This window comes from Paenibacillus sp. JNUCC32, from assembly GCF_014863545.1.
Taxonomy (GTDB): Bacteria; Bacillota; Bacilli; order Paenibacillales; family Paenibacillaceae; genus Paenibacillus_AQ; species Paenibacillus_AQ lautus_A.
The window spans coordinates 6,307,437-6,320,000 of sequence record NZ_CP062260.1 but is presented as its reverse complement, the minus strand read 5'-3'; the positions used below and the strand labels follow the sequence as shown (position 1 = coordinate 6,320,000).

4 protein-coding genes are annotated in these 12,564 nt (G+C 50.4%); 2 read left to right on the top strand and 2 right to left on the bottom strand.

Annotated features, from left to right (window positions below):
- Positions 1–302 precede the first annotated feature (302 nt).
- Positions 303–1,559 (top strand): MFS transporter, encoded by a 1,257-nt coding sequence (locus JNUCC32_RS27820; RefSeq protein ID WP_009591294.1) that lies wholly within the window; start codon positions 303–305, stop codon positions 1,557–1,559.
- Positions 1,560–1,840: 281 nt separating this feature from the next.
- The gene (locus JNUCC32_RS31800) at positions 1,841–3,604 is read left to right on the top strand and encodes a protein kinase domain-containing protein (RefSeq protein WP_192570468.1); all 1,764 of its coding nucleotides are present in this window, start codon (positions 1,841–1,843) and stop codon (positions 3,602–3,604) included.
- Between the two features lie 160 nt (positions 3,605–3,764).
- On the opposite strand, the gene JNUCC32_RS27810 is transcribed toward JNUCC32_RS31800, so the two are convergent.
- Together JNUCC32_RS27810 and JNUCC32_RS27805 are read right to left on the bottom strand one after the other, a co-directional pair.
- Positions 3,765–7,496: an S-layer homology domain-containing protein gene (locus JNUCC32_RS27810; protein WP_192570467.1), complete on the bottom strand. Its 3,732-nt coding sequence runs from the start codon at positions 7,494–7,496 to the stop codon at positions 3,765–3,767.
- A gap of 563 nt (positions 7,497–8,059) precedes the next feature.
- Positions 8,060–12,526 (bottom strand): S8 family serine peptidase, encoded by a 4,467-nt coding sequence (locus JNUCC32_RS27805; protein WP_192570466.1) that lies wholly within the window; start codon positions 12,524–12,526, stop codon positions 8,060–8,062.
- Positions 12,527–12,564: the final 38 nt, after the last annotated feature.

Here is a 12,564-nt window from a genome sequence, read left to right as displayed (position 1 = left end):
AAAAGCTTTCGTCAAAAGCGACAGTTAGTAATATACCACGACCCAAAAGATATAGCAAGCATTTTTAAAAGAAAATATGTAAAGTTTCGCATAACATCGTTGATGACATGATTAATGCCTGTTGGAGATCAATATTCATTCGAGTCTGTCTACCTCGCCCGTATAAATCTGCTTAATCATGGAGCTCATTTTGATTTAAGTATCATCTCGAAATGTAATTGATTTCCTATACAAAAGGTTTTAAGGTTAGTTCATCGCTTTTTCACAGACCGACTACATCTAATAAGAAAGGAGTTCGCCGCATGGCAGACAAAAGCATCGCTCTCCAAAAGCCCAAAGATACTCCAAGTCCTGCGCATGGAGAGGCAAATCAGGCTACAGTATATAAAATTCTAATCGCCATCAGTTTCGTTCATTTGTTTAATGATTCGATTCAGTCCGTGATCCCCGCTATCTTTCCCATATTAAAAGATAATCTACTGCTTACCTTTACGCAGATCGGTTGGATCTCCTTTGCCATTAATTTTACTTCATCCATCATTCAGCCGGTCATCGGGTACGCCGCGGATCGAAGGCCGACACCGATTTTGCTTCCGATCGGGATGTGTTTCACCTTTGCAGGCGTATTCATTCTTGCATATGCACATACATATATCCTGGTTCTGTTCGCTGTCGTTCTGATCGGATTAGGCTCCGCTACCTTTCATCCGGAGGGAATGCGGGTCGCTCATATGGCTGCAGGCATGCGAAAAGGGTTGTCCCAATCGATCTTTCAAGTAGGGGGCAATGCCGGGCAGTCACTTGCTCCGCTTCTGACACGATACATTTTCGTACCGTTCGGACAGTTTGGCGCGATTGGCTTCACCTTCGTTGCCGCAGCTGGTATCATCGTGCAATCCTATGTTGCCCATTGGTACCACGGCATGCTGAAAGCCGGTTACACGTTTAAAAAGAAAGCTGCCGGACGCATGCTTGATCCCGCCCGCCGCAAAAGCGTACGCAATGCCACGCTGGTTCTCGTCATTCTCGTGTTTATCCGCTCCTGGTACGGCGCAGCCATTAGCAGCTATTATGCCTTCTACCTCATGGATGCATACAAAATCACGATTGATAATGCTCAGATCTATATTTTTCTGTTTCTTGCATCGGGAGCTGTGGGCACCTTCTTTGGCGGTCCGCTTGCGGACCGCTTTGGCCGTCGCAACATGATCATGCTCTCCATGATCGGCACTGCGCCCATTGCGTTGATTCTCCCGTTCGCCTCCCCGTTCTGGGCGGCTGTGTTGCTGCTGATCGGCGGGTTTGTTCTATTGTCCAGTTTCTCGGTCACTGTTGTGTATGCCCAAATGCTGCACCCTGGCAATATCGGTACGGTATCCGGGCTGATCACCGGGTTTGCTTTTGGCATGGGCGGGGTCGGTTCGCTTGTGCTCGGTAATCTCGGGGATGCTTGGGGAATCGGCAATGTGATGATCGCCATCGGCTTCTTGCCGCTGCTAGGTCTGCTCGCCCTGCTTCTTCCGGGTGATGACAAGCTGGATCAGTGGTCAAGGGAATAACCGTCTCCGCCAGGTCTCTGTAACGGATCAGGTTGTTTGTATGCTTTAAACATAGTTTTGGCCCTCATAAGACAGACCCCCAAATCATCCGCTCCGTACGGATCGACTGGGCGTCTGTCTTTTACATTTACATAAAACGGATATCTGCGTCTGTATCGCTAACCTTTCATTCCTTTGATAATCCCAGTCTATAGACGTGATATACTAAACAAAATACAAGCCATAGTACGACCATGCCAGATACGAGCATACGAACAGGCTAGACCAAAGGAATGTGCGATATGTTGAAAATCCCAGGATATACGATCACCGGCATCGTCTATGAGGATTCATATATTACGGTGGCGTATGCCCGTTCCGAGCGAACCCGGAGAACGATGCTCCTGAAAATTGTAAAAGAAGGTAGCCGTACAACGATCGAGAATGCGAAGCTCATCCACGAATATCATTTCCTCAATGATTTGAATGTGGACGGGCTGTTCAAGCCTGTATCCTACTTATCGTTCAAGACAATGATCGTGTTGGAGTTCGAACCCATTCACGCTATAACCTTAAGGGAATATGTACGAATCCACGGCTCCTCACCCTCGGTATTAATCCCTATGCTTGAGCGCGCTGCCCGCAGGCTGCAGGATCTGCATACCCACGACGTTCTGCATTTGAACATCAGGCCAGATACCCTTCTTGTTCAGGAAAGCACCCAGGACGTTTATTTAACAGGCTTCGGATACGCCGTTCGCCGGGATCAATTGAATTTACAGGGGCATGGCAGTCTGGAAGCCAATCCTATCTATATGTCCCCGGAACAAACCGGGAGAATGAGCCATCGACTGGATGGCAGAGCCGATATCTACTCACTTGGCGTGACATTCTACGAGCTATTCGCTCATAGACTTCCCTTCACCGCGAACGGTGCACTTCCTTGGGCTCACGCCCATCTTACCATAAGGCCTGAGCCCTTCCATGATATTCGTCTACCTCAATGGATATCAGAGCTTATCCTGAACATGCTGGAAAAAGACCCCGATGACCGCTACCTCGACATGCGGAGCATTGCTGAGAAAATAGCCCGACATCGATTAGCTGCTGAATCAGATCCGGATGCCAAGCGCTGCAGGTATGAAACCAGGCAAAATCCTTCCGCTTCCAATTCATTTCAGCAGCATGAAGCATTCACTGATAAGGACGAGGGGGATAAGTCCTTCCAGGAAACCGTCCCCTCCATGTCGCTTTCGGGCCATATCGTCAACTATCCGCAAGTGTTGGATTTGGCCGCCATCATGCAGGCATCACATATTTTTAACTCGGAGATCGCAACGGAGCGAGTAGCTGAACGTTTCATGCAGCTCCTGGTCATGAACGCCGGCGCCCATCGCGGTCTGATGCTAATGTTGCAGGACGGCAAATGGTATGTAGAAGCTGCGGCAAAGATGGACGGCAGGCGATTGACGGCTTCTTCTCAGCGAACTCTCCTGGAGGATGCCCATGGAGTCAGCCGGCGTTTGCTTATTCAGACTGCGGAATCCCAAGCTGCCCTTCACGGGCCGACTGCCACACCAGGGATGGTTGAGCTGAACTCAACTTCTTCCGCTCATTCGACAGAAGGTTCCGTGCTTTATTTTCCTATCGTTATTCAGGATCAATTGCTAGGAGTATTGTTTCTGCAAAATGAGATGAGCACAAAAGCGTTTGCCCCCGATCGTTTTCATGTGTTGAGCACCATTGCCTCCCAAGCTCTATTTGCCATTCATGCGAAAGTCCGCTCCCATACCGAGCTGCCGCTTTCCGAACATGGCCTCCAATCGGCAAAAAAGCGTGCGGGAGGAGTGCATGATTTAACAGGACGGGAGAAGGAAGTGCTTCGCCTGATCTCGAAGGGGCTCTCGAATAAAGAAATCGCTGCGGCACTTACCATCACCAATGAGACAGTAAAGACCCACATCAAGAAAATCTTCGAAAAACTGAAGGTTGACCGAAGAGGAAAAGCCGCTGCCATCGCTAATACGCTCGGTTTGCTTCACGAGGACCATCCCTTTCCTGAGTAGTCCCTGTCTCCAGAAGGAACTAAGCGCCAGCTAAAAGCTGCAATTCCATCGCCTCTACCCTTCTGTTCCACGATCAGTATGCTTGGGAAGCATGAGAATGCTCTTATAATAGATCTAAAAAAGCTTACTTAAGGAAGAGACCTTAAGTAAGCTTTTTCGTTTATATGCTCTGTTCAATTACATTTATAAAACGATGTATAACCGCTGCTATCTCTGCACGTGTTGCCAATCCTCGAGGCAAGAAGCTTCCTCCGGGGTACCCGTTCATCAACTCGTTCTCAACCACGTCGGATACCTGTTGCTTTGCCCAGGCGGATATGGAGCCTTGGTCTTTGAAGGAAGTTAAGTTTGTACCGGAAACACTGGAGGAAAGACTCACAAGCTGGCTCGAGTTGGCCAGCATGACAGCCATTTGCTCACGTGTGATCGGATCATCGGGGCCAAAAGCTCGGCTGCTGTACCCACCAATAATTCCATGGGCCAGAGCAGTACGAATCGCGTCACCAGCCCAGTGATTTTTAATATCCTGGAATCCAGCGCTGTATTGCCCCTTTAATCCCAGGCTCCGTATCAGCAGCGCGACAAATTCGGCCCGGGTCACCGGACGGTCTGGTTTGTAGCTTCCGTCAGGATAACCTTTTACCAGCTTCAGATCATATAGCGCCTGGATGTCAGACTCGGCCCAGTGTCCGGTAATGTCGGTAAGGGCAGGAGTCTGTTTGCTAGGGGGCGGCTGTGCAGCGGACGAACCGCCGCCATTTCCTGGAGCTGGTGTTGTTGGGGTTGGGGTTGGGGTTGGCGTTGGGGTTGAAATCGATCCTGGAAGTCCTTCGTTCTTATCCCCCTTATCTACTGGAGCAGGATTCGGCTCGCTCCCGCCACTTCCCGGTGTAGGATCAGTCGGTCCTGTATCTCCACCACCTGGCCGAGGCGTAACGTTAACCGTTCGAACAACCTCTTCCGCCTCATTGCCGGCACGATCGGCTACCGAATAACGGAGCGTGTATTGTCCCAATCTGGAAGTATCGACTTTACCTTCAACCTCGATGCGATCCGTTAGATCTCCGTCTAGATTGTCATAGGCCATGGCCCCCGGATCCGTATAGTCAGAACCTTGCACCAATGAGATTCGAGAATCGCCAAGCAGGGTAATTACTGGCTTTTTACGATCGATATTCGTGATTTCCACCAGTTTCACCGACTCATTGCCTGCATGATCCCGGACATAATAAGTAATCCAGCCATTGTCATGGACCTCCAGCCTATCACTCCAAGGCTCACCACCACCGTGTGCGAAATAGGAAGCATCCTGTTGCCCGAAGGCAAGCTTACTCTCAACCAATGGATTCGGAGCATAGACCGAGGCGGTCACCGTGACGTCGGTTTGCGTCGGAACAGACGGTGACACCGCAACCTGAATGACTGGCACCTCTTTAAAAATGTTCATGACTTCAATGGTCTCAATTGTTTTGTTGCCCGCAGCACTCTCGGCGTATACGGTATACCATCCATTCAACTCCGCTTCGAAGGTTCCGTTAAAGTCGTTCCCTTCCGCTTCAAAATAGGACAACGGCTGGATCCCCGGCGCCCACTTCGTAGACATAATCGGACTTAACGTACCGTAAACATCAGCCGTCACGGCCACGTTCTGGTTAGTCGGATCCTTGATAGAAGGCTGCAGGTGGATGATCGGTTCTTCCCTATCGATGTTGCTTACATGGAAGGATCTAACATTCCCGTTACCGGCAGCGTCTTTCGCATATACCGTGTATTCTCCGTTCGCATCCACCATAAATACATCCTGGAACACGGTGCCCCTTCCTTGCTCGAAGTAAACATCGTCCTGCACACCGGCGCTCCATTTCATAAGTGAGATCACGCCGGAGTTGTCCATGCCGGATACCCACACTTCGACATCCTGACTCGTCCACGTACCGGGCGTTAGCTTGGGCTCCGATATTATCGGTCTTTCGTTATCCATTCGGGTAACCTCAATGACGGCCACGGCCTCGTAACCAGCATTGTCTTTGATATAAACGGTATACATTCCATTGCTGTCAACGGTAAAGCTGCTACCGGTAAACGGAGTGCCTTCATTCTTGAAATAATCGGAATCATGATGTCCGGCAGCCCATTTCTGCACCGCGATCCCGCTACCGTTGTCCGTTACATCGAGTTGTATTCGAACGGGGCTGTTCGCCCAATCGGGGTTGTTGAGTGACAGCCGGAGGTTTGGGCCGCTTTTATAAATATTGGTGATTTCTATGGTCTCGATCTGTTCGTTCCCGGCCTTGTCCTTGGCATAGACTGTGTATAGACCGTTCTCTGAAACCGTAAAGCCTGTCCCTTGCAAGGTGTTCCCCTCTGTCGCAAAATAGGAGGCCGGCTTCTTGCCCGCTGCCCATTTGACGATCTCGATGCCGCTTTCCTGATCGGAGGCGTCTACAGTAATAGCGATATCCGTCTGCGTCGGCTCTGTCGTGGATGACGTCAACGAAATCGCAGGGGGGATGTCGTCCAGATTGTGAATCGTGATCTGCTCTGTTACCGCATTCCCCGCTTGATCTTCTGCATAAACGGTGTAGATCGCGTTATCCGTCACTGTAAAAGAATCGCTGAACATGGTTCCACCGCCATTCTTGAAAAATGCCAGCGGTTGGTTGCCTTCAGCCCACCTCGTGAGCTTTACGCCACTGAGATCATCTACGGTTGATGCGGTAATTTGGACAGACCCGGAAGTCCATTCCGTCGGTGATGACGTCAGGGTAAGCGAAGGTGAGACTCGATCAATGTTCCCGATTTCAATGAACTGCACCGTTTCATTCCCTGCACGATCCTTTGCATACCAGCTATACCATCCGTTATTGAACGCGGTGAATACCATGCCGCCTAGCGGCAGATCGCCGTTATTATGGAAAAAGGATGCCTTTTGGCGGCCTTCCGCCCATTTCTTAATCTGGACCCCGCTCCCCGTATCATATGTATGTCCGGTAACAATGACGTTGCCCTGTGTCCATTCTGACGTAGATTGCGACAGAGATACCAATGGCGGGCTATTGTCGAAAAATACGGAGCTTCCATCCGTGGTCGCCGATACGGTCATAGGAATCCCTTCGTCTTGGTATGCAATGCTGAAATGGATCTCCCCTTCCGGATGGCTAGCATCCAGCGTCACAAAGGCCCTCCATTCGTTTCCGACCGCGTTCGGTATAGCGATTGCTTGCATTTGCTGTCCAGCCAGTGTGACACTTGGGGATTGGAGCGCTCGAAGCGATGAAAAGGATAACGTAACCGTATCGCCTGCCCTTGCATAACTCCGATCTGCCCCATGGGACTGAATCGAAATGCTGCGGATCGGGTCCACATTTAGCGCGTAGCTTGCCCGGGAACGGCTGTAGTTCAACGATCTGCTTTCACCAGCCCAGGTCGTCGTATAATAGCTTAGCGTTGCCCACAGCGCGTTGGCCGGCACCTCCGGGCCGCTCAAAACATTGACGCCGTCAATACTATACGTGTATTGCTGATTATAGATGGGCTGATTCTCGCCGAACCCGCCATCAAAGTTGCTAAATGTCAGCCACTTCACATCGTCTGGAATATCGCTCCAATCACCATAGTTAATCACTTTCTTCTCGGTTGTAATTCCGTCCCGGCTGTAATAAAGCTCCAGCCCGTTTAAACTGAACGGTATGAACGTGACCCACCGTGCGTCCGGAGGGACTTTACCAAAGTCGTCCAAAACCCCGATGGTGCTCCCGTTGCTATAGAAAGGAGAAACTGAAGCAAATCCACGTGGATCATAATTGATGTTACCGAGCGTCTCGGCCTGTACCTGTAATGCAAAAGCCCGGTCTTTCACCGGGATGGCCAGGCTACCTAACAGAAGTGGCAAGATCATGGCCATCACAATGAATGTTTGTGATACACTGCGCTTAATGGCTCTTATCCTCCTTTTTTCGTTTTTTAAACATACAAACTAGTGAAATAGGAATGCATACCCATATAAAATAGTAGCTTTTGACTGGGTAGATATACATCCCCCGTATGAGGGATCTTTGGCGAAAACGAAAAAGACTCGGGTAAACACCCGAGTCTTTCTTGAGCTTTCATACGGCCTTGTTTACTTCACCTTGCGGACCAGCTTAATAAACCAATACAAGAAGATCCATGGAAAAATATAGGTCGTTAACCATTCGACGATTCGCTGGATCGCACCGCCTTCCGTTCCTTCGGCAATACTTCCTAACACGGTGAAGATGATGAATAAAGGTACGATTACTATGGTAAAATAAATGACGGCTTTTTGGGTTTTTATCTTTGTTCGCCTCCCGGTTGCTCATCCATTTCCTTTATATTACAAACGTTCATGCAGAACGCTGTCAAGAAAATAAAAAGGACTCGGCTGCTAACAGCCGAGTCCTCCATCGTTAAAGCTCTGTCTCTGCCTATCCTTGATTAGATTTTATTCAGATAATCCAGTAAACGGTACACAATCACGGATACCTGAGCCCGAGTGGAAGTCTCGCCCGGTGCGAAGCGGTTGCCGCTCACTCCCTTCACCAAACCTTCGTTTACGGCAAAGGCCACGGCCGCACGTGCATCCTCCGAAATCAGATTCGTATCGCTAAATGACAAGGATGCCGTTTCGGAATCCAGCTTCAACGCTTCCGCGATCATGACTACCATTTCCTCACGGGTCAGCGGATGCTTCGCCCCCGCCTCTTTGCTGCGTGTTTCCCAATCGATGCCTGTCTCGAAAATACGATCAAGCAGCGTCGCAAATTCGGCACGGGTTACCGCATTGTTCGGCGAGAACCGTCCTGCACCGGTACCGTTCGTGATATGCTGCGAGGCAGCAACTTCAATCTCATCCTTAGCCCAGTGGCTGACGATGTCGTTAAAGGTTACGTTATTCTCGGCAGCTGCATAAGAACCCGGTCCGTTGATACGGAACGTGATCGATCCGCGCTCAGCCGATTGCAGCAATCCTGCGGATTGCAGGTCTCCTTTTTCCGACTGCACGTAGGCACCTACCTTGCGTGTATCCTTCACTTTTGTATGGTCATAATTCAATGTCAGTAAAAGCGGATGTTTAAACTTGTCCCCGTGTTTGACCGAAACGATCGAGGATACAGCGTTCAAGGTGTTCCCGGATCCCGCTTTGCTTGCAGCTACCGAAACCGTCAAGCTGAATCCGCTGCTCGTCGTGAAATCATCCAAGGCATCGGCAGGCACCGTCAAGGTAAAGCCGTTACCCGTAATAACAAGCGGTTTGCCGGATGCTTTTAGTTTATCGACAGTCGTTTTGCCGAGGGTAAGAGCTACGTCGCTGTATTTGCTGAAATCCAGCTTCGATACGTCCAGCTTCACTTCCTTACCGTCACTAGTAATTCCTGCCGTAACCACTGCTTCAGACAGAGCTGCCGTTGCGGACTCGGTGCCATCCGCATTTTTCTTCGTCGTTACTTTGGCATCCCCTGATACTTCAGGAGCCGGAGTGGACGGTGTTCCCGTGGGACCGCCGCCGGAGGACGAGCCGCCACCGCCTCCTCCGCCATTACCCGGGTCCGGGTTGCCAGGTCCAGGTGCGCCTGTCAATTGCAGGTTAACCGTCGCTTTACCTTCAAGACCTTGGCGATCCTTGACGGAAAGCTCGACGGTATAGTTGCCCGAAGCCAATCCGTCCAGTGCGATGGCAAAGGCGCCATCCTGCCCGACATCAAAGCTGCCTTCCTTCGCTACCGTTTTATTGGCTCTTTTAATAACATAAGTGGCATCCAGCCATTCGCTCACATCAAAATCAATCGTCCATTCATCCCACATTGCCGGAACTGCCGTTACATAGAGGTCATCGATCGTGCCCGTTAGTGCAGGATTGCTCTTGCCGGAGATTTTGACATCAAGCTCAGTTTTGACCTCAGGTGCGGATCTCTTCACGAAAAAAGGAATTGTCGCATAATCCGAATAAACATTCCCATTAGTACCGAGAGAGAGAAGTTCAACCGAATACAAGCCGTCTTTAACCTTTTCGATTTCCTCGGATGTGTAGTTGAGGTACTCACCATCCCAGTCGTGTGTATATTCCGTATTAGCTTCAAAGAGATACTCATCCGTACCAAAAATTTGCCCAATCAATCCATCTTGATCTGGTCCTGATTCTGGATGAAGGCTGTCATACAAATCTACGATCACGATTCCCATAGGATTATAGAATTCAAAACCTATATTCAGTTCGTCCAGTTCCCCTTGTTCGTTCAAAGGGAAATGCGGCAGATAGTCCTCGTTCTCACTGTAGACCTTCGTATATTTGACGCCGGTCATCTCGAGATTGAAGTAGGCTACGTATGGTACAGAGTAAGTGCGTGTTTCGTTTTTAAAAGTAATGTAGCCTTGCTGTTCGGAAACTCCTGATACACCTGCCGGAACTTGAAGCGTTACAACCAGTTCTTTCTCTCCATTTAGATCAAAGGAAGATTGATCCACTGTAACAGCTACTCCAGGGGTAGATTGAGTTGTAGTAACCTCAACCTCAAACCGTCCGCCAATGTCACCAATCTGTTCTACTTTTACTTTCTTCTGAACGGTTTGTGCGGTTGCTCCTGTAAAATTACCAAAGTTAATGCTTCCGGTAATATTATCCTGCTCTTTACTTGTTCCGTTCTCTTGATACGAAGTCTTGTCCAAGACCTTAACCAGCGCCTCTGCCTGGATGGTCTGGAGCGCCTGTACGCGTCCGGCTCCTTGATCCGTCACATCGTAGGATTCGGTATTCAGCACTTTGGCGTTATTCATCAAGGCGACTTTGACATCGAACGGGGTCCAGTCGTTGTGCTTCTCCAGGATGAGAGCCGCAAGCCCTGCCACATGCGGGGACGCCATACTAGTGCCTGTTAAGCGGTCATAGGACTGACTGTAATCCGCACCTGCAATGTCCTTACCGTATGCCGGAACGGATGACAAAATGCTCGTTCCCGGCGCTACCACGTCAGGCTTGATATCCAGCGTCTTCTTGGCCGGGCCTCTCGAGCTGGAATCATTAATCTCATCGCCTGCCGTTCGGTTTTTAATAAAATCAGTGAAATTCACTTTCAGATCCGGGTTGGCATCGAGCAGCGATTTGATATAATCGCCGTCTTCTTTACTCATACTAAAGGTTGGAATGAAGGCAAAGCTGTCTCCGAGCAAGACGCCGATCGGGCCAGGGTTCTGGTTGAATACGATGGCACCCGTCGCGCCTGCTGCCTTAGCATTCGCAATTTTTTCAACGAAGGCGAGTTCGCCGCGTTTAATCAATGCGATTTTGCCCGCTACGTCTTTGTCAGCGAAATCCTCTGGTTTGCCCAGATCCGCATAAATCAGTCCGAAATCTCCATCCAGGACGACTTCCGGGTCCTCGGCGAGATTCCACGCCATTAATTCAAGCTTATACGTAGCATCTACTACGGTAACCGGAGCGGCATCGTCAGCCTGAGGGGCTACTTCATCCTCGGCAGATTCAGCAGGCACTTGATCAGTGGCCGGCTCCTCTGCTGCACCGTCACCCGATTGAACTAAGTTTGAATCCTGCTCCGGATTAACGGAAGGCGCCGTGTCATCGGTCGATGCTGCCTGGGCAGCTTCATCGATCTGTGCTTCTGCCTGCTCGTCAGGCGTGACAGATGGCGTTGGTCCTTCACCAAGCTCAACCGTGCCCTCATTGTTTTCAATGGGCTCACCCGGCAATTCCGCGTCCGTGAAAAAGTGCGATGTTGCCGCCATTTCGTCGCTTGGCCCCGTGGAGTTTCCTACCGTAATCGGAAAAGCCGCCGCCCCCGGCGATCCCACCGTCCAGCGGTTTGGCCCTGTATTGCCGCTTGCAACGACTGGCGTGACACCAGCCAGTGCAGCATTGTTAAGTGCTACGGACGTTACATAGTCCGGATCATTTCGGGAATTGCCCAGGGAGAGGTTGATTACATCCATTCCGTCCTGAACGGAACGGTCAATACCTCCCAGAACCCAGCTGGAATAGCCGCTGCCGTACGGCCCAAGAACGCGGTAAGCATAGATATCCGCTTCGGGTGCGATGCCCACGACTCCATATTCGCCGGCATCGCGGGCTCCGATGGTACCCGCTACGTGCGTTCCATGATCGGTCCAGTACGTGCTTCCCCTGTCATCGACCTGTGGGGGTTTGGAAGGATCATTCTCCCAATCGAGCGGAGTTGTCTCATAAGGATCATTATCATTGTCAACGAAGTCGTATCCGCCCTTATAAGCATCCTTCAAAACCGGGTGAGCGTAGTCAATACCTGTATCAATAACGCCAACTTTAATGCCTTTGCCTGTATATCCGAGATCCCAGACATCCGGAGCACCGATGAACGGCCCCGTGTCTTTCATGTATGGATTCACTTCGCCCTTTGGTCCAACCGTTACCTCCAGATCGGGATAAACGCCTAGAACGCCAGGGATATCCAGCAGCGCTTCAACCTTGCTGCCATCGATCTCCATAGACACCCCGTTGAATGCGTAGCTATATTGATCGGAGATTTCATGCGTGATGTTCTTCGTGTTCAGGCTGCGTATAAAAGTCTGCTGCTCCAATTGTACCTGTGCCTCGACCTTCGCCTCCGCGGAAGAACTAAAAGATTGACCCTGAATAGAGGAAAGCCCCTTGGCCAAAGCCACGGGTTCGGTAGACAATTCTACGATAACCCTTGTAGGACCCCCGGCCGATCTTTGCAGGCTTTGATCAAGCGCGGGAAACTCAGCAAGCTTAGCTCGCTGTTTCAACATATCCTTTATCTGCCTAGCTTCTTCGGCACTGAGCGGATTGCCCAGCTCGATCTGCCGTTCGGATGGAGCCGCCCCGGCCGCTGGCGCAACCAATGATAGCGTTAATACAAAACTTAGTAGTGCAGACCATAACTTTTTACTCAAGGCTTTACCCCTCCCATAAGATAGAATTCCCATTCAAA